The sequence below is a fragment of the Hyunsoonleella sp. 2307UL5-6 genome (assembly GCF_047345485.1).
Classification (GTDB): domain Bacteria; phylum Bacteroidota; class Bacteroidia; order Flavobacteriales; family Flavobacteriaceae; genus Jejuia.
Window position 1 is genome coordinate 34,295 of the sequence record NZ_JBLFEN010000009.1, and the last position, 20,152, is coordinate 54,446.

Below are 20,152 nucleotides of genomic sequence, written 5' to 3' on the forward strand. Positions count from 1 at the left end.
ATGGACAGAAGAAAATTTTTAAAACAATCCTCTCTTGCTAGTAGCTTATTTTTTGTGCCTAGTTTTGTGAGAGCTTTTGAGAAAGTTGCCACTAGTAAATTAGGCTACAAGCGATTGGTAATTATACAATTATCAGGTGGTAACGATGGATTAAATTCGGTGGTACCTTTTAGAAACGATTTGTATTATAAAGAGCGCCCAACATTAGGTTTAACACCAAAAGATATTATAAAATTGAATGATGAAGTAGGGTTAAATACTAGTTTAGCACCTTTAAAACGGCTTTACGATAAAGGCTATGTATCTATAATAAATAACGTGGGGTATCCAAATCCAATCCGGTCTCATTTCAGGTCGATGGATATATGGCAAACAGGTTCAGACTCTAATCAATATTCGCAAAGCGGGTGGATAGGGCGTTATCTGGATACTTACGGTAAAAATCCGCACAGTGCTATAGAAATAGATGATAGTTTATCGCTAGCCATGAAAGGCGAAAGCATGAATGCTATAGCCACTAAAGACCCTAAGATTATGTATAATCTATCAAAAGGAGCTTATCTAAAAAACATAAACAAACATGTGGCAGACAAACATTTAAGCGAGCATAATTTAGGGTATTTGTATAAATCTATGATTGCTGCAGAGTCTTCCGCCAAATATATTTATGAAACCTCAAAAACAGTAACCTCTAAAAAGGAATATCCAAACCATAAGTTTGGAAAGCAAATGAAAACCACTGCGCAATTCATTAATTCTCATTTAAAAACTAAAGTATATTATACCTCTCTTGGAGGGTTCGATACACATGTAAATCAGCAAAACGTCCAAAAGCGTTTACTAACTACATATGCAGAAAGCGTTGAAGTTTTTGTAGAAGATTTAAAAGCAAATAATACCTTTAAAGATACTTTAATTTTAACATTTTCTGAGTTTGGACGTCGCGTAAAACAAAATGCTAGCTTAGGTACAGATCATGGTACAGCAAACAACGTTTTTATTATTGGCGAAAACCTAAAAAAACAGGGGCTTTACAATAATATGGCAAGTTTAAATGATTTAGACGACAATGGCGACTTAAAATTCGAAATAGATTTCCGCACTATTTACGCTACTGTTTTAGATAAATGGTTGCAGGCAGAAGATCAAAAAGTACTTAATAAATCCTTTAAACAACTCCATTTTATTTAAAAATTTGGGTACCAACTTACTTTTGGTATTTAGTTCGCTTATTTATTATGGGTTGAGATTTTAAATATGCAGTTCAATCTTTACTGTGGGAATACTTACTAAATTAATTTCTGTATTCAAGTTTCTAGTTATTATATAGCTTAATCTGTCGTACATTTTGTGTTAAAATAAATAGGATGATGTCAGTTCCTGTGATTTTTTGATAAAAAATCGTATCGAGAACCAATTCATATCTAAAAATTCTTAGTCTCGATACAAATTTCACTTATTTCAATCGTGGAATTCACTTGAATTAGTTAACTTCTACAGAAACGCATAATCTATTATATATTCTCTACGTAAAAAATCTATATTACATATAAGTAATACTAAAACTACGTAGTAATTTTACATAAAAATCCTTTTTTTCGTTTAATTTATTCAAAATTGCATTGAACAAATCAAAAAATTATGTAATAACTACGTGTTTTACGTACTTATTTAAGTATGGTGATACGTTGTTTTTTTAGATATTAAAGTAATTAAAATCAGTAATTTAAAAATTAAACCTGTGTAATAGCAGGTTTTTTTATGTATTAAAAAGAGGTTTTTACATGGGTAAGACCATAAGTTAAAACTAAGACTACTTATATATTTGTCAAAAAATAAGTATTTATACTTAGTAAACTTAAAATAACTATTCAATTATGAAATCTCTTCTAAAGAAAACAACTTGGATTTTGCCCGTAGCAGTATTACTGTTTGCATGTGGTGGTAAAGACAAAAAGAAAGACGTGGCTGAAAGTGCAGCTGCTGAAACTTCAACAACACAAACATTAGATATTGAAAAGCCACAATTAACTTTTGGTTTTATTAAGTTAACAGATATGGCACCTTTAGCTATTGCTAAAGAAAAAGGCTTTTTTGAAGATGAAGGCTTATTTGTTTCAGTAGAAGCACAATCAAATTGGAAAAATGTTTTAGATCGTGTAATCGATGGTCAGTTAGATGGATCGCACATGTTAGCGGGTCAGCCAATTGCTGCAGGTGCAGGATTTGGTCGTCAAGCAGATTTAGTAACGCCATTTTCCATGGATTTAAATGGTAATGGTATTACAGTTTCAAATGATGTTTGGAGCAAAATGAAGCCAAACGTACCAAAAGGTGCTGATGGTAAGCCAATTCACCCAATTAAAGCTGAGGCGTTAAAGCCAGTAATTGATGAGTATAAAAACTCTGGTAAAGCGTTTAAAATGGGTATGGTATTCCCAGTATCTACACATAACTACGAAATAAGATATTGGTTAGCTGCAGCAGGCATTCACCCAGGAATGTACACAGCAGATAACGTACAAGGACAAATTGACGCTGAGGTTTTATTATCTGTAACGCCTCCGCCGCAAATGCCAGCAACACTAGAAGCAGGAACTATTTACGGATATTGTGTTGGTGAGCCTTGGAATCAGCAAGCAGTATTTAAAGGTATTGGTGTGCCAGTAACTACCAATTATGATATCTGGAAAAATAATCCAGAAAAAGTATTTGTAATGACAAAGAAATTTGTAGAAGATTATCCTAACACTGCAACAGCTGTAACTAAAGCATTAATTAGAGCAGGAAAATGGTTGGACGAACCAAGTAACAGAGCCGAAGCTGTAAAAATATTAGCAATGTCTCAGTATGTTGGTGCTCCTGAAGCAGTATTAGCTAACTCTATGACTGGTACGTTTGAATTTGAAAAAGGTGATAAGCGTGAGATGCCAGACTTTAATGTGTTCTACAAGTATAATGCGACATACCCATTCTATTCTGATGGTATTTGGTTTTTAACTCAAATGAGACGTTGGGGACAAATTCCTGAAGCTAAATCTGCAGATTGGTATGGAAGTACTATTAAAGACATTTACAGACCAGATATATGGACAAAAGCTGCAAAGTTATTAGTTGCAGAAGGAAAAATTCCAGCAAGTGATATTCCTACAACAGATGGTTACAAGCCAGCAACTGCTGATTTTATTGACGGTACATCATATGATGCTAAAGACCCAATAGGATATATTAATAGCTTTAAAATTGGTAACAAAGATAAAGCTGCACAATAAAAACACCACATAATATGAGTTTGGGTGAGTTTGAGATATGAGACTTTGTAGTAAATGCAACTATACCGATAGCGAAACTCACCCGAATTAATATTTTAATAAAAAAGCACAGACGATACTAAAGATAAGAATGATGAAGCAAAGTTTAACATTAGGAAAAGTAACTAAATTTATGGGTTTAGGGTTTTTAACCACCTTTAAAGATTTATTCACTGGAAATTTAGAAAAGGAAGATTTTAAAGCCTTTTTACGTAAAACAATTGTACCTATTGTTTCTGTACTTTTATTTATTGGCTTGTGGCATTTAGGCTCTAAGAGTTTATATAATACAGAAGCAGATTTTAAAATTGAAAAAGCTTTAACAGATCAAGGGCCTGAGGCTGCTGAAGCCTTACGTGCTTGTATAGCGTCGGGAGACTCCAGTTGTCAGCCTAATACATTGCCATCGCCTGTACAGGTTTGGGAGTCTTTTCAATCCTTATTAAGAGACCATAACTTAATTAGTGCCGATAAGGCAGCATTTGTAGAAAAAACTGCAGCACTAAATGAAACGCGTGTTGCTAAAGGTTTAGATCCTATTGTATATACTGGTAGACCATCATTTGTAGACCAAATTTTTAGAAGTTTACAAACGGTGTTTGCAGGCTTTTTATTGGCTTTACTAATTGCGGTGCCTTTAGGGATTTTTATTGGATTGAGTCCAACATTAAAAAGTTCTTTTAATTGGTTTATCCAGATTTTTAAACCAGTATCGCCAGTGGTTTGGTACTTATTAGTATTTATGATTGTAAAAACTTTATTAATTGGTTCTAGCGAGGATAGCTCATTTACTATTTCGTTTATAAGTGTGGGTTTATGTTCTATGTGGGCTACCTTAGTAAATACAGCTATGGGTGTATCATCTGTAGATAAAGATTATATAAATGTTGCGAAAGTATTAAAGTTGGGGAATTTTCAAAAGATATTTAAAGTGGTATTACCATCGTCTTTACCTTTAATTTTTACAGGTTTAAAAATCACGTTATCTGTAGCGTGGATGGTTTTAATTGCCATTGAACTTTTGGCACAAAGCCCTGGTTTAGGTTTGTTTGTTTGGGAGGAATTCCAAAATGGTGCAAACGACTCCAATGCTAAAATAATTGTAGCCATGTTTGTTATTGGTATCATTGGGTTTTTATTAGATCGCTTAATGTTAACTATACAAAACTGGGTAAGTTTTGAGAAAACAGACGCAATATAAATAATGTTGATGTGTTGAGTTGTTTAAGGGTTGAATCGATTAAACAATTACACAGATAAACTATTAAACATTAAAAAATGGCATACTTAGAATTAAATAACATTTATAAAACCTACGGACAGGGTGATAGTGCTACCGAAGTACTTTCTAATATTAATTTAACGGTTGAGGAAGGTGAATTTGTTGCTATTGTTGGGTTTACAGGAAGTGGAAAAACAACACTTGTAAATTTAATTAATGGATTACTGGAGCCTACAAGTGGTGAGGTGTTATTTAAAGGAGCCCCTGTACAAGGAACGAGCCATGAGCGAGGTGTGATATTTCAAAATTACTCGTTGTTACCCTGGTTAACTGTTGGGCAAAACGTTTTTATGGCGGTAAAGGAAGCGTTTCCGAAAAAATCTAAAAGTGAATTAAATGCCATTGTTGCTGATTATGTAGAGATGGTAAGTTTAACGCCTGCGATAAATAAACGCCCTAAAGAATTATCGGGAGGTATGCGCCAACGTGTGGCTGTTGCCCGTGCTTTAGCAATGAAGCCGGAGATGATTATTATGGACGAACCGCTTGGTGCCTTAGATGCTTTAACGCGAGGTAATTTACAGGATGAGATTTTAAATATTTGGGGAAAAGATAAGCGCACCGCTTTATTGATAACCAATGATGTAGATGAAGGGATTTATATGGCAGACCGCATTATTCCGCTACGTCCCGGACCAAATGCAACCTTAGGGCCAGAGTTTAAAATTGATATTGAGCGCCCACGTGATAAAACCGAAATGAATGATAATGCAAATTTTAAGAAAACAAGAAATGCGATTATTGAGTATCTAATGGATATTGGGGCAGAACGTAAATCTCAAGCTATAGAAGAATATGTTTTACCAGAACTAACTCCAAAAGATTTTGTTAACCGTTTTAAATAAGTATCAAAGATGAGTGTTATAATTGAAAATAAAACAAAAATTATTACTGAGGCTGCAGGGTTTCCTTCTGATGATGTGATGCTTGATTTAAAGAATTTAAAAAAAGTATACCCAACACCTAAAGGTGATTATGTAGTGCTTGAGGATTTAAATCTTCAAATTCGTAAAGAAGAATTTGTTACTATTATTGGGCATTCAGGGTGCGGTAAAACAACTATGCTATCTATGATTGCAGGATTAAATCCTATTTCAGGTGGTAATATTTCGGTATTAGGAAAACATATTAAAGGCCCAGGACCAGATAGAGGTGTCATATTTCAAGCGCCTAGTTTAATGCCTTGGATGACGGCTTTACAAAACGTAATGTTGGGTGTTAACCAAGTGTTTCCTCATGCTACAAAAGCGCAACGTACTGATATTGCAAAATACTATTTACAAAAAGTTGGTTTAGAAGATGCGTTTAATAAACGCGCTTCAGAATTATCTCAGGGTATGCAACAGCGTGTTGGTATTGCTAGAGCCTTTGCCATAAAACCTAAAGTGTTATTGCTTGATGAACCTTTTGGAATGCTAGATTCTTTAACGCGTGGAGAGCTTCAAGATATTTTAATTGAAATTTGGAATAAGGAAAAAATTACTGCAGTAATGATTACACATGATGTGGATGAAGCTATATTTTTAGCGGATCGTGTGGTGATGATGACAAGCGGACCAAAAGCTAAAATTGGTGATATTTTAAACATAGATTTTGAAAGACCAAGAACTAGAAAAGCGGTTTTAGAACACGATGATTATTACAAATACAGAAAACACTTAATAGACTTTTTAGAGCACTAGAAAGTAAATACTAACACATATAAATACAAAAAATAATAGTTTATAAAATTCACGAAATTTTATAGGCCTTGGAAACGTACAATCTTAAAACAACAGAAATACATTAAAAACTCGAACAAAACTTAAACAAAAAAACAAGTAAAAAATGAAAAAACAATATGTATTAATAGGGGTGATGGCATTGATAGTTCAATTTGCACAAGCGCAGTTTACTTTAGAAGGAGAATTTAGACCACGATCAGAATATTTTGGTAATGGTGGAAACTTTACAGGAGGTACGTTTCCTGCTCAAACAGCATTAGATTCTGATGAAGGTTTTATAAGAACAACCGTAAGAGCAGCACTAAAAGCGGCTTACACAGCTGAGACTTATAAAGTTTTTATAAACTTTCAAGAGGTATTTGCATTTGGTGATAGACCACAAATTGCAACTGCTGGAAATGGAAATTTTAGAGTACAGGAAGCTTGGGCAGATTTAAGACTGGGAGCATCTTCTAGTTTAAAATTAGGTCGCCAGTCATTATCTTACGACGACCAAAGAATACTTGGTGGACTTGGTTGGGCGCAACAAGCAAGAACGCATGACGCTCTTGTGTATAAATATAAGAAAAATAAATTGAGCTTAGATATTGGTGGAGCATTAAACACTACTGTTGATGAAATTTACAACACAGCAAATTTATTTTCTTATAGAGATATGGTATTTGCTAGAGTAAATACAAAAGGAGAGAAATTAAACTTTTCGTTTTTAGCGTTACTTAATACATTTCAAAACGGAGGAGATAATAACCCAGCAACACCACCAACAACAGATAGAAAAGCATCATTACTTACTACAGGGGTGCATGCAGGTTATAAAACAGGTGGTTTATCATTAACAGCAAATTTATACCTGCAAGAAGGTGAAAGAGTTGGTGGTGTGGATGTCAAAGGAGCGTTATTGTCAAGCTTATTAGCTAAGTATAAAGTATCAGATAAGTTAACTTTAGGTGCAGGTTACGAGAGTATCTCTGGTAGAAAAGATGATTCTGCAGCGTTCTTTCCATTATACGGTACAAACCATGCTTTTAATGGTTTAATAGATAGATTTTACGTAGGTAACCACGGAAATGCTGGAGGTTTAAATGATTTGCAGGTATCGCTTGCTACAAAAATATCTGGTTTAGCAGTAACGCTTACAGGACATTATTTTACAGAAGTAGAAGATGTTGATGGCTTTGATGGTAAGGATTTAGGATCTGAAATAGATTTAGTAATAGCAAAAAAGTTTAAAGAATTTAAATTAGTTGGTGGATATTCTCATTTTTTCGAGCAAAGTGCAGTTGCTGATTTACCAGGAGTAAAGAGTACTCAAAACTGGGCATGGGCCATGTTAATTATTAAGCCTAAGTTTTTAAACACAGCTAAATAAATTATAATAGTTACTAAATTTAATTGGAGTTAACTGTAATATTATAAGGTGTTAATTATATTAAAATTCCAATGTTTTAAACCCCGCTTTTAAGCGGGGTTTTTATGTAAATTGTTTTAGAGTAAGTGATTACCAGTTCAAATTGATTTTTGATAATAATTTTTTAATATTCTCTAGATTGTAGTATTATTTTAAAAATAAAAAGACACAAGAATTTATTTTGAGAATGCTTAAAAAAAGAAATTGCAAATGCGTAACTAAAAAATGCCCGTTATACTTTTAACCCGTTGTGTATTTTGAAAAAACTCTATCAATTCGAGTGAATTTAACGATTGAAATCAGTGAAATTTGTATCGAGAATAAGAATTTTTAATATGAATTGGTTCTCGATACGATTTTCTTATCAAAAAAATCACTCGAACTGACATTACACTGTTTATTTCAACTTAAAATGCACAAGGGTTTTTATTTAAATAATGATATAGATAACGTAAACGCATAAAAAAAACCTTGAACCTATTCTTTCGATTTGGAGTACAAGGTTTTATTAAATGATTAATAGCGATGCAAAAATATGGTTTTCCCGTAAATTTTGAAACCTCTAAAGTTAAATTAAGGTTAAATCAGTTAACAAATGTTAATTATACTTCACTTTTCTTAAAATACGCATAGCTTCCTTATACATAAGATAAACACCGTTATTTTGTGCTTTTAAAAAGGGTTTAGCATCCTGTAACTTATCAAGCGCATCTTTAAAATCGTTTAAATAACAAATCAAATAGTTAGAAGGGAGTTGGTTTAAATCAGACAGATCATTTTTAGTTAAAGTCAACCCTTTTCTTAATTTTTCTAAGAGCGCATTGTTCGTATTGTAAATATGATGTAGTGTTTTTTTATTGAATTGTGGCGGATTAAATAATAACTTAGTTACAATATTATAATGGGCATTATCTTGAAAACTAATCACAGTTTTTTCCAGTGGGTAATACTTAAAATGTTTTTGGTAGCCAAAGTTTACATATTCAATAATCTCAAAAGTGTTTTCTGTTATTTTTATAGAAACTTCATCTAAGGCAGAAAAAAACAAACGTACTTGTTCGTTTATCAATTCAATATCAACTCTAGAGTAAAATACATCTTCTTTTACAACCTTCTTCTGGCCTGCCCAACATACCACAAAATATTCTTTAAACACCTTGTATTGTGCATTAAAATCTTTCCGGGTATTCATAAAATGCATTACACCGTCAAGTGTGTGCTCAATATTATTTTGCGCATTGTTTTCTATGGCTTCTACAATTTTAGAATTCACATCTTTAATATCGCTTTTAAATACCTTGGGCATACTTATGCTACCGTCTCTAAAAAATACAGAACCCCCATAATATTTCCATATATTTTTTTTGAGAGCAGTAAGTTTTCCTAGGGGTCTTATAGTAACTAGTCCAACTACTTTATCCTCAGGTAAGTTAGGAAACGGAATGTTTTCATACTGAACAATTGGCGGATTAGTTAAATATGCATTTATAAGATTTTGAATTTTACTATCATCAAAAAAATCAACACCTAAAATGGAGTTATCGGTATCTTCAACACCAATTACGATATACGAATTGTTTTTTGGGTTGCTGTTAGACAGCGCACAAATATGTTTTAAAAACTTTGCTTTTCCTTCTTTTAGGCTAATATCAATTTTTCGCTTTTTGTCATAAAAACTGTTCTCATCGTTATGAGCTAAAAGATGTTTTATGAGTAGGCGTTTATTAATCATAGTTTTCATTCCTGCGAAGGCAGGAATCTGTTTGGTATTAGTTTAAAATTCTATTGGGATGGAAACTTCGATCTTCTATTAAATTATATAGGTGTAAATGCTTTTCAGCAATATTTGACTTTTGCTCATTTAAAACCATAAATTCAAAATTATTAATTCTAAAAGCGTTTGCAAATACTAGCAGTTTTTCAGGTATCTGATTTACAATTGGTAATGCTTCAAAGCTAACACTAGCACCCAAAATATAAGTAATATTCATTTAAATTTCTTTTTTAACCGTTACACTATTCGCCTGCGCCGTACAAAACATCAAAACATCAGCAATATTAACATGTGCGGGTCTAGATACTGCAAAATAAATTACTTCGGCAACATCTTTAGCTTGTAATGCCTTAAAGCCAGAGTAAACGTTGTCTGCTTGTTTGCTACCCTTAAACCGTACTTTAGAAAATTCTGTTTCCACCATCCCAGGATTTACAGCGCCTACTTTTATGCCAAACGGATTTAAATCTACGCGCATGCCTTCAGTAATAGCTAAAACAGCATGTTTACTACCACAATATACATTACCTTTTGGGTACACTTCTTTCCCGGCCGATGACCCTATGTTGATAATATGTCCAGATTTTCTAGCTGTCATTTGCGGGATAATAGCTTTACTAACATACAATAGGCCTTTTACGTTTATATCCATCATGGCATCCCAATCGTCTAAACTACCGTCTTGAATAGCGTCTAAACCATGAGCATTTCCTGCATTGTTTATTAAAATATCAATCTGCTCAAAACCTTCAGGTAAAGATGCAATAGCCTTTAAAGTATCTTGTTTATTACGCACATCAAAATTTAAAATATGTACATCCGTTAGTCTGCTTAGTGCTTCTTGTATGGTTTCTAGTCGGTGTAATCGCCTACCACAAAGCACAAGTTTAATGCCTTGTTTTGCAAATTCGTAGGCAGTAGCTTCACCTATACCGCTTGTTGCACCCGTAATTAATGCTGTTTTATTCATTGTAAAGATTTAATTGTTTTTAAAAATACCTAAAAACAAATGTAAATTCATTCAGTAACTGTAAGATTTAATTAAAAATTTATTCACGATATACTTTCAATTTTCGAAAATCATATCATAATTAATAGTTAAAGTCATATTTCATAATATTCCGCTCGTTTTTTAACCAATTTTTAACAGGTTTCGAATAAAAATTTTAACAATTTGCAATGCTAAAAATATGAGCTTCATATTTACTCTCTAAAACTTAGAAAATGATGGAAGAAACTAGTACAATTGATATTAAGTCAATTAATGAGAAGATTGAAAAGGAAAGTGCCTTTGTAGATTTACTAACTTTAGAAATGAATAAAGTTATCGTGGGGCAAAAACATATGGTAGAACGATTACTAATTGGTTTGTTAGGTCGTGGTCATATTTTATTAGAAGGTGTACCTGGATTAGCAAAAACTTTAGCTATTAACACCTTGTCTAAAGCAGTAGACGGTAGTTTTAGTAGAATACAGTTTACTCCAGATTTATTGCCTGCCGATGTTACTGGTACTTTAATTTATAATATGAAGGAGAATGACTTTTCCATCAAAAAAGGACCAATTTTTGCAAACTTTGTGCTTGCCGATGAGATAAACAGAGCGCCGGCAAAAGTACAGTCTGCTTTACTGGAAGCGATGCAGGAAAAGCAAGTAACTATTGGAGACGAAACATTTGTTTTAGATAAGCCATTTTTAGTAATGGCAACCCAAAACCCAGTAGAACAAGAAGGAACGTATCCTTTGCCAGAAGCACAAGTAGACCGTTTTATGTTAAAAACAGTAATTGACTATCCAAAATTAGACGAAGAGCAGTTAATTATGAGAGCTAACTTAAAAGGCGCCTGGGATAAAGTAAATCCTGTAGTATCTGTAAAGCAAATTTTAGCAGCACAAGAAGCTGTTAAAGAGGTTTACATGGATGAAAAAATTGAAAAATACATTTTGGATATCATTTTTGCGACACGATATCCTGAAAAATATAGACTTACCGATTTAAAACCACTAATTTCTTTTGGAGCATCGCCTCGTGGAAGTATCAACTTAGCTACTGCAGCAAAATGTTATGCATTTATTAAGCGTAGAGGTTATGTAATTCCAGAGGATGTTCGTGCTGTAGTGTATGATGTGTTGCGTCACAGAATAGGTGTTACCTATGAAGCAGAAGCAGAAAATATAACTTCTGAAGACATCATTAATAAAATTATAAATGAAATTGAAGTACCTTAAATTCCATCCTAAATCCTTCTTAAATGCAAGGATTTCAAATGGCGATTAAATTTAAAGTTTTTAAAAGCTCTCACTCCTTTGGAGAGAGGGTTTGGGAGAGAGGAAAATGGATACTAAAGAATTACTAAAAAAAGTACGCAAAATTGAGATTAAGACACGGCGTTTGTCTGATCATATTTTTGGAGGAGAATACCATTCTACCTTTAAAGGGCGAGGTATGACGTTTAGTGAAGTGCGCCAATACCAATTTGGAGATGATGTAAGAAGTATAGACTGGAATGTTACCGCTCGTTATAATGAGCCTTACGTTAAGGTATTTGAAGAAGAGCGAGAGCTTACCATGATGCTTATGGTTGATATTTCGGGCTCAGAATTATTTGGTACAGAGCAACAATTTAAAAATGAAGTGGTTACTGAAATTGCAGCAACATTAGCTTTTTCGGCAACCCAAAATAACGATAAAATTGGTTTGATTTTATTTTCAGATCAAGTAGAATTATTTATTCCGCCTAAAAAAGGGCGTTCACACGTGCTTCGCATTATTAGAGAACTTATAGAGTTTAAACCTGAAAGTAAACAAACCAATATTGCAGAAGCCTTAAAGTTTTTAACTAATGTGATGAAGAAAAAGGCAATTGTATTTGTGCTTTCTGACTTTATTGCGGATGATTACGAGCGCACTATGAAAATTGTATCCGGTAAGCATGATGTTACAGGCATACGAGTTTATGATAAGCGAGAGGAAGATATCCCGAATTTAGGAGTGGTACAAATGCAAGATGAAGAAACTAGCGAAATGATGTTAGTAAACACTTCATCAAAAAAAGTACGACAAAACTATGCGCGATTCTATAAGGATAAAGTAACGTATTATAAAGAAACATTTTCACGCTCTGGAGCTGGTGTTATTGATTGTAGAGTAGATGAAAGCTACGTAAAAAAATTATTAGGATATTTTAAACGAAGAGGATAAAAGTAGTAACGATTTATGAATAATGATATACGATTTATGAAAGCAAAACGCACTGTATTCGGTCTTCCGTTTTCGGTTACTTTTTCTTTGGTGTTCTGTTTTTTGTCTTTATCTGCCTTTTCTCAGGTGTCGTCTTCAATCGATTCTTCATCTATAAAAATAGGTGCACAAATCACCTATAAAATTCAAGTAGAAACAGATACAACAAGTTTGGTAGTATTTCCAGAAGGGCAAACCTTTACACCTTTGGAGATGATTGAGTCTTACCCCATTGATACGATAAAAAACAAAGACAAATTTAGTTTAATAAAAAAATACGGTTTAACACAGTTTGATTCTGGCACATACACCATACCTAGACAAAAAATTATAGTAGCCGATAAAACATTTTTTACCGATTCTATTAAAGTTGAAGTAAACACAGTTGTTGTTGATACTACAAAACAAGGACTTTACGATATAAAACCACTAATTGAAGTTAAAAAACGAGGTAGTAATTGGTGGAAATATCTATTAATTACACTACTTGCTATAGGTGTTATTGCAGCTGCACTATGGTGGTTTATTTGGAGACAAAAACCTTTAACTGAAGAAGAGAAAATTGCATTATTACCACCTTATGATCGTGCAAAATTGGCACTACAAAAATTAGACGAAAGTCATTATTTAGAGCATGAGCAGCTTAAAGATTATTATTCTGAATTAACGTTGATTATCAGAAAGTATCTAGACGAGAAAGTATACGATCATTCTTTAGAAAGTACCACAGACGAATTGATAAGTAGGTTACGCTTATTAAAAGAAGGGAATCAAATAGATTTGAGTAAAGACACTATAAAAAATATAGAAAGTATTTTAAGACGTGCCGATTTGGTAAAGTTTGCAAAATCTGCTCCAGATGTGGCATTAGCAGAATTGGATAGAACTACTATTGATGCAGAAATAGACCATGTAAAAGAAGTTTTGCCAGAGCCAACTGAAGAAGAAAAACTTTTAGATGCGCAATATGCAGAAGAACAAGAGCGTAAAAAGCAACGTAAAAAAGTATGGATAACAGTTGGTATTAGTGTGTTTCTGCTTTTAGCTGCTATAACTGGATTTTCTATAAAATATGGATTTGATTATGTAAAAGATACTGTTATTGGCCATGAAAGTAAAGAGCTTTTAGAAGGCGAATGGGTAACCAGTGCTTATGGTGTGCCGCCTGTAACTATTACTACACCTAGAGTGTTAAAACGTATAAATGTAGAGTTACCAGAAGAAGTAAAAGCACAACATGAGGCTATTGTTTTTAATTATGGAAGTTTACTAGAAGGATTTTACTTAAACGTAGTTAATTTAAAATTAAAAAATCCAAAAACAAAGTTCGATTTAGAGAAGAGTGCAGAAAAATGTATCGGCGATTTTGAGCAACAAGGCGTTGAAAATATGCTGGTTAAAAGGGATAAATTTATTACACCTAATGGTGCTGAGGGTTTAAAAATTCATGGTACAGCTAATTTTCCATCTATTCTTCAAGATGATAAAGAAAGAGGGAAGTATGTATTATTGTTGTTTAGTAACGAAAACGTAATGCAACAAATAATAATTACATCTAAGGAAGACGATATTTACGCAGATAAAATAGTTGAGCGTATACTTAATTCTATTGAATTGCAAAACGAAGAAAAAGATAACGAATAATGTTAGAGGGCATTGAGTTTTTAAATAAAGAAATGTTTTGGTTGTTATTGCTACTACCACTAGCTGCTGCTTGGTATATTTTAAAACATAAAAAACAGACTGCTGCACTAAAAATATCGAGTTTAAAAGGATTTAAAGTAACCAACTCGGTATTGCCAAAACTAAAGCATATACTTTTTGTATTTAGGCTTTTGGCATTGGCATTATTAATTACAGCACTGGCCAGACCACAATCTGTAGATGTATCTAGCAAAACAAAAACAACGCGAGGTATTGATATTGTAATGGCTATTGATGTATCTGCGAGTATGCTAGCAAAAGATTTAAATCCTAATAGACTTGAAGCTTTAAAAGATGTAGCTTCTGAGTTTATAAAAGGGCGCCCAAACGACCGTATTGGTTTAGTAGAATATGCCGGAGAGAGCTACACGAAAACACCAATTACAAGCGATAAAGCTATTGTGTTGCGCTCTTTAAAAAGTATAAAATATAATACAATTATAGAAGGTGGTACAGCAATAGGTATGGGTTTAGCAACTTCGGTAAACCGATTAAAAGATAGTAAAGCCCAAAGTAAAGTTATTATTTTACTTACTGATGGTGTAAACAACTCAGGATTTATTGATCCAAGAACTGCAAGCGAACTCGCGGTAGAGTATGGTATTAAAACATATACTATTGGTTTAGGAACTAATGGGATGGCATTATCTCCTGTGGCTTTAGACCCTAGAACCGGTAGATTTCAATATGGAAGAATACAGGTTGAAATTGATGAGGATTTATTAAAAGAAATTGCTGATGCCACTGGTGGTAAATATTTTAGGGCTACTAATAATGAAAAGTTACAGGCCATTTACAAAGAGATAAATAAATTAGAAAAAACCGAAGTAGAAGAGTTTAAGTTTTATAATTATGAAGAGAAGTATCGCCCGCTATTATTATTAGCAGGACTTTTGTTACTTCTAGAATTACTACTGCGCTTTACTATTTTTAGAAGCTTTGTATAGCATAACTAACAGTAAACAAATACACAGATAAACGAATACACATAAACAATGTATCAATTAGATGAAAAAATATGGTTTTGGACGTTGGGAATAATCCCAGTGATTATCCTGTTCTTTTTGGTGCTTCAATTTTGGAAATATAATACCCAAAAGAAATTTGCAGATAAGCATTTATTAAAACGCTTAAGTCCTGATGCTTCATTCTTTAAATCGGCATTAAAAGTTGTGTTGTTAAGTTTAGCATTTTTATGTTTATCTATTGCTTTGGTAAATCCAAAAATTGGCACAAAATTAGAAACTGTAAAACGCGAGGGTGTTGATATTGTTTTTGCGGTTGATGTTTCTAAAAGTATGTTGGCAGAAGATATTGCACCAAACCGTTTAGAAAAAGCGCAGCAATTGGTTACACAAATTATAAATAATTTAGCTAGTGATCGTGTTGGGATTATTGCCTATGCAGGAAAGGCGTTTCCGCAGTTGCCAATTACTACAGATTATGCATCGGCTAAAATGTTTTTAAATAATATGAATACCGATATGTTGTCTTCTCAAGGTACAGCAATAAATGAAGCTATAAAGTTGGCCACAACTTATTTTGATAATGAAGAGCAAACTAATAGAGTACTTATAATTATTTCGGATGGAGAAGACCATAGTGAGGCCGCCATTGATGTAGCAGAACAGGCTAGTGAAGAAGGTATTCGTATTTTCACCATTGGCGTAGGTGATGTAAAAGGCGGACCTATTCCATTAAAACGAAATGGCGTTGTGGTGAGTTATAAGAAAGATAACCAAGGTGAAACCGTAATTACAAAGTTAAATGAGGATACCTTAAAAGGTATTGCTGAGGAGGCAAATGGTGCATATATTAATGGAAGAATAACAAATGATGTAGTAGAACGTATTAGGGAGATTTTAAACAAAATGGATAAAACTGAATTTGAAGCTAAACAATTTGCTGATTTTAAAGACCAATTTCAATGGTTTTTAGGTTTTGGTATTTTCTTCTTGTTTTTAGATATATTCCTATTAGAACGTAAAACAGCATGGTTAAAAAAGTTGAATTTATTTAATGAGAACTTATAGATAGGTGAAGTTTTAGTAAAACCAACAGCTTTAGCAAGTATGCCCGCGTTAGGGATTGTAGTGGCATCCTTTTTTGAAGCATGAAAAAAAGATATAACGGAAAGCCCGACCCTTTAGGGTAACGCCCAAATTTATATTTTTTTTAACGGAATAAAAAGGACAGTTTTATAATTTAGAAATAAGATATTTAACAATGAAAAAATTAGTAATATTCGTAATAACATGTTTTTCTTTTCTTGGATTTTCTCAGGAAAATAAAGAACGTTTATTAGCTGAGAAAAAAGCGAATAATTATGTGTATGAAGCTAATACATTGGTGAGTGAAGATTTTGTTGCTGCCGAAATGGAATACAGAAAAGCATTATCTAAACAATCTGATAATATTGCTGGAATGTATAATTTAGGAAATTCGTATTATGAAAAAGGTAATTTTGATGAGGCTTTATATAGACACCAACAGACTGCTAAATTAGCAACCTCTAAGGATGCAAAGCATAGAGCATTTCATAATATGGGGAATGTGCTTATGAAAAACAAAAAATGTGCTGAAGCTGTTGAAGCTTATAAAAGCGCGTTGCGAAATAACCCTGCAGACGATGAAACACGCTATAATTTGGGTATAGCAAAAGATTGTGCTAAGCAACAGGAAGACGAAAATAAAGACGACGAGAATAAGGACGATAAGGATAACAGCGACGATAAAAAAGACGAAGACAAAGAAAATAAAGACGAGAATAAAGAAAACCAAGACGATAAAAAAGACGGCGAGGATAAAGAGGATGAAAAGAAGGATGGTGAGGATAAGGAGGATGAAAAGGAAAAACCTGAGGATAAAAAAGATAATAAAAATAAAGGCGATAAAGACAAGGAAGAACAGAAAAAACCACAGCCTAAACCAGGACAATTATCGCCACAACAAATTAAAAGTTTGTTAGAGGCTATGAATAACCAAGAGAAAAAGGTGCAGGAAAAAATGAATGCTGAAAAGAAAAAAGGAGTTAAGGTTAAAACTGAAAAAGATTGGTAGATGATTTTAAGCAACGAATTTAAACAGCTTAATAAGCGACTGATATTATACGTGTTTCAAGCTAAGCTATATAAAAACACATAATAGGTGTAATAAGTACAAATGAAATTATTTAAATTATTACATATCACTTTTTTTATTCTTGTAGCAACAGCTGTTTCTGGTCAAGTAAAGTTTGAAACTAAACTAAGCAAGAAAAAACTAGGCATAAACGAGCGTTTGCGTGTAGATTTCCAAATGGATAAGGATGGGGATAATTTTAATCCACCAAGCTTTGAAGGTTTTACAGTTATTGGTGGCCCTAACCAGTCTGTAAGTAACTCTTGGATTAATGGTGTGCGTAGTTATAAAAAAACCTACAGTTATTTTTTAGCCCCTAAAAGTAGAGGTGCTTTTACAATTGGGCAAGCAACTATTGAAATAGAAGGACAAGTTTATAAAACTACACCCGTAAAAGTTCAAGTTACGGCTGCAATTGATAAACCCAAAGACCCTAACGATCCTAATTATTTAGCATCTAATAATATACATTTGGTGGCTGAAATTTCTAATACAACGCCGTATTTGAATGAAGCGATTACAGTGGTATACAAATTATATGTAGCACCAACAACCGGAGTAGATAATTGGCGAGAAATTGATATACCCAAATATGATGATTTTTGGAGCCAGACGATTGATACTAAAGGGCAACGTGTGCAAAATGGTACTTATAAAGGAGAGGATTACCGCTATTTGGTGTTACGTAAAACAGTACTGTATCCCCAAAGAACAGGGAAGTTGAATATAGAACCACTTTCACTAAATGTTGCGGTACAAGTACCAACCAACAGACGTGATATATTTGGTAGTAGGTTGATGACGCGCGTAAACAAAACAGTGTCTGCTGGTAATCGCACTATTAATGTTAAATCATTACCTGAAAATGGAAAGCCAGCTGATTTTAGTGGTGCCGTTGGCGATTTTAGTTTTAAACTTACTACATCAAAAACTGAACTAGACGCGTCTGAATCTTTACAAGCTAAAGTTGAGGTTCGTGGTAAAGGGAATTTAAAATTATTTAATCTCCCAAAAATTACTTTACCTAGTTCTTTAGAAGTTTATGAGCCCGAACATAAGGAGAATGTTAGTACCACTACACGAGGTATGCAAGGTAGTATTTCAGATAGTTATACCATTGTGCCACAATACAAGGGGAAATATCCGCTACCTACAGTATCGTTTTCTTATTTTGATTTAAAAACTGAAAGCTACAAACGATTATCTTCTGAAGAAATAATAATTAATGTGCTAGACGGTCCCGTTAATACAGCATCTCAAGCATCTAGCACTACTAATAATACAGTGAAACAAAACGTAGTTGCTAATGGAAATCAGTTTGCGTTTATTAAAACAAAAACCAATCTCATTTTAAAAGAGAATACTTATTTTTTTAAATCTAAAGTATTTTGGGGTTTATTATTAGGTCCATTTTTATGCATCCCTCTAGTTGTATTAGTAAGAAGAAAAAAAGCACTTCGCGATGCTGATATCACAGGAAATAAGATAAGAAAGGCAGATAGGTTAGCACGAAAATACTTAAAAGGTGCTAAAAAACAATTAGGAAAAAAAGAAGCATTTTATGAAGCTTTAGAGAAGGCATTACATAATTATTTAAAAGCAAAATTGCGTATTGAAACTAGCGATTTAAGTAAGGATAGAATACAAAGTTTATTGCTAGAACGAAATGTTGAAACTGAAGTTGTAAACAATTTTATTGCCATTTTTGAAAATTGTGAGTTAGCACGTTATACGCCAATTACTAATGTAACCATGCAGGAAGATTATGATAAGGCAGCAAAAACTATTTCTTTAATTGATAAACAGGCACAACAATGAAACATATAGTATACATACTAATTGTTCTATTAGGTTTTATTAATGTTGAAGCTCAAAACGGTCAGTTTTTTAAAGAAGGTAATGCATTATATAATGCAGGAAAATATGCTGAGGCTATAGATAAATATAAGGCTGTATTAGAAACAGAGTATCATTCTGCAGAATTATATTTTAATTTGGCAAATGCGCATTATAAATTAAATAATGTAGCGCCTAGTGTGTATTATTTTGAAAAGGCACTACTTTTAAAACCGGGCGATAAGGATATTAAAAATAATTTAGCTTTTGCGAATAACATGACTGTTGATGCTATTGACACTATTCCAGAAGTTGGTTTTTCAAAAATGATTAAATCTATTACAAATACATTTAATTTTGATACTTGGGCAAAAATAGCAGTTGGTTTTGGTATTGTGTATGTTATTTTAATTTTACTGTATTATTTCTCATATTCCTCTGGAAAAAAACGAATTACATTTGTAACAAGTGTGCTTTGTTTATTTTTCTTGTGTATTGCTTTAGCATTTGCATTTAATAAATTTGCAATAGATAAAACAAATAATCCTGCCATAGTGTTTGCACAAGAATCTCAAATAAAAACAGAACCAAATTTAAGAAGCGAAGAGGCTTTTAGGTTACACGAAGGCACTAAAGTACAAATAATTGATACCGTAAATAATTGGAAAAAAATTAGGCTTTTAGATGGCAAAACAGGCTGGATTGTAAGTGACGATATTAAAGTTTTAAAAGATTTTTAAACGCTTAAAAAA

General features: G+C 32.9%; 17 protein-coding genes. 14 read left to right on the forward strand and 3 right to left on the reverse strand.

The annotated features are described in order from the left end of the window. The 6 genes from ACKGJY_RS14285 to ACKGJY_RS14310 all read left to right on the forward strand — a co-directional run bounded on the left by ACKGJY_RS14285 (position 1) and on the right by ACKGJY_RS14310 (position 7,686). Positions 1 to 1,191, forward strand: a complete 1,191-nt coding sequence (locus ACKGJY_RS14285) for a DUF1501 domain-containing protein (protein ID WP_413974579.1) — start codon at positions 1 to 3, stop codon at positions 1,189 to 1,191. A gap of 686 nt (positions 1,192 to 1,877) precedes the next feature. Beyond that, positions 1,878 to 3,272, forward strand: a complete 1,395-nt coding sequence (locus ACKGJY_RS14290) for a CmpA/NrtA family ABC transporter substrate-binding protein (RefSeq protein WP_413974580.1) — start codon at positions 1,878 to 1,880, stop codon at positions 3,270 to 3,272. Positions 3,273 to 3,405: 133 nt separating this feature from the next. After that, the gene (locus tag ACKGJY_RS14295; protein ID WP_413974651.1) at positions 3,406 to 4,512 is read left to right on the forward strand and encodes an ABC transporter permease; all 1,107 of its coding nucleotides are present in this window, start codon (positions 3,406 to 3,408) and stop codon (positions 4,510 to 4,512) included. 77 nt (positions 4,513 to 4,589) lie between these two features. Next, positions 4,590 to 5,438, forward strand: a complete 849-nt coding sequence (locus tag ACKGJY_RS14300; RefSeq protein ID WP_413974581.1) for an ABC transporter ATP-binding protein — start codon at positions 4,590 to 4,592, stop codon at positions 5,436 to 5,438. 9 nt (positions 5,439 to 5,447) lie between these two features. Continuing rightward, a complete protein-coding gene (locus ACKGJY_RS14305; protein WP_413974582.1) occupies positions 5,448 to 6,275 on the forward strand; it encodes an ABC transporter ATP-binding protein in 828 nt (275 codons plus the stop codon). Positions 6,276 to 6,420: 145 nt separating this feature from the next. After that, positions 6,421 to 7,686, forward strand: coding sequence for a hypothetical protein (locus ACKGJY_RS14310; RefSeq protein WP_413974583.1), 1,266 nt, complete (start codon positions 6,421 to 6,423; stop codon positions 7,684 to 7,686). Between the two features lie 637 nt (positions 7,687 to 8,323). Here ACKGJY_RS14310 and ACKGJY_RS14315 read toward each other — a convergent pair. The 3 genes from ACKGJY_RS14315 to ACKGJY_RS14325 are packed head-to-tail and all read right to left on the reverse strand — an operon-like array spanning position 8,324 to position 10,469. After that, positions 8,324 to 9,457, reverse strand: a complete 1,134-nt coding sequence (locus ACKGJY_RS14315) for an ATP-binding protein (protein ID WP_413974584.1) — start codon at positions 9,455 to 9,457, stop codon at positions 8,324 to 8,326. 37 nt (positions 9,458 to 9,494) lie between these two features. Next, entirely contained in the window at positions 9,495 to 9,716 is a 222-nt protein-coding gene (locus tag ACKGJY_RS14320; RefSeq protein ID WP_413974585.1) for a hypothetical protein, read from the reverse strand. Further along, entirely contained in the window at positions 9,717 to 10,469 is a 753-nt protein-coding gene (locus ACKGJY_RS14325; protein WP_413974586.1) for an SDR family NAD(P)-dependent oxidoreductase, read from the reverse strand. Positions 10,470 to 10,726: 257 nt separating this feature from the next. On the opposite strand from ACKGJY_RS14325, the gene ACKGJY_RS14330 reads away from it, so the two are divergent. The 8 genes from ACKGJY_RS14330 to ACKGJY_RS14365 all read left to right on the forward strand — a co-directional run bounded on the left by ACKGJY_RS14330 (position 10,727) and on the right by ACKGJY_RS14365 (position 20,140). After that, positions 10,727 to 11,728, forward strand: a complete 1,002-nt coding sequence (locus ACKGJY_RS14330) for an AAA family ATPase (protein ID WP_413974652.1) — start codon at positions 10,727 to 10,729, stop codon at positions 11,726 to 11,728. A gap of 106 nt (positions 11,729 to 11,834) precedes the next feature. Then, on the forward strand, positions 11,835 to 12,701 hold the full coding sequence (locus ACKGJY_RS14335) for a DUF58 domain-containing protein (protein WP_413974587.1): 867 nt from the start codon (positions 11,835 to 11,837) through the stop codon (positions 12,699 to 12,701). 15 nt (positions 12,702 to 12,716) lie between these two features. After that, a complete protein-coding gene (locus tag ACKGJY_RS14340; RefSeq protein WP_413974588.1) occupies positions 12,717 to 14,384 on the forward strand; it encodes a hypothetical protein in 1,668 nt (555 codons plus the stop codon). Then, the gene (locus tag ACKGJY_RS14345) at positions 14,384 to 15,391 is read left to right on the forward strand and encodes a vWA domain-containing protein (RefSeq protein ID WP_413974589.1); all 1,008 of its coding nucleotides are present in this window, start codon (positions 14,384 to 14,386) and stop codon (positions 15,389 to 15,391) included. The genes ACKGJY_RS14340 and ACKGJY_RS14345 overlap by 1 nt, the downstream gene beginning before the upstream one ends. 48 nt (positions 15,392 to 15,439) lie before the next feature. Further along, on the forward strand, positions 15,440 to 16,477 hold the full coding sequence (locus ACKGJY_RS14350) for a VWA domain-containing protein (RefSeq protein WP_413974590.1): 1,038 nt from the start codon (positions 15,440 to 15,442) through the stop codon (positions 16,475 to 16,477). A 193-nt stretch (positions 16,478 to 16,670) separates the two neighbouring features. Then, positions 16,671 to 17,504 carry a tetratricopeptide repeat protein gene (locus ACKGJY_RS14355; RefSeq protein ID WP_413974591.1) on the forward strand — a complete coding sequence of 278 codons (834 nt, stop codon included), beginning with the start codon at positions 16,671 to 16,673 and terminating at the stop codon, positions 17,502 to 17,504. Positions 17,505 to 17,606: 102 nt separating this feature from the next. Then, positions 17,607 to 19,382, forward strand: coding sequence for a BatD family protein (locus ACKGJY_RS14360; protein ID WP_413974592.1), 1,776 nt, complete (start codon positions 17,607 to 17,609; stop codon positions 19,380 to 19,382). Next, entirely contained in the window at positions 19,379 to 20,140 is a 762-nt protein-coding gene (locus ACKGJY_RS14365) for a tetratricopeptide repeat protein (RefSeq protein WP_413974593.1), read from the forward strand. The genes ACKGJY_RS14360 and ACKGJY_RS14365 overlap by 4 nt, the downstream gene beginning before the upstream one ends. The last annotated feature ends 12 nt before the right edge of the window (positions 20,141 to 20,152 follow it).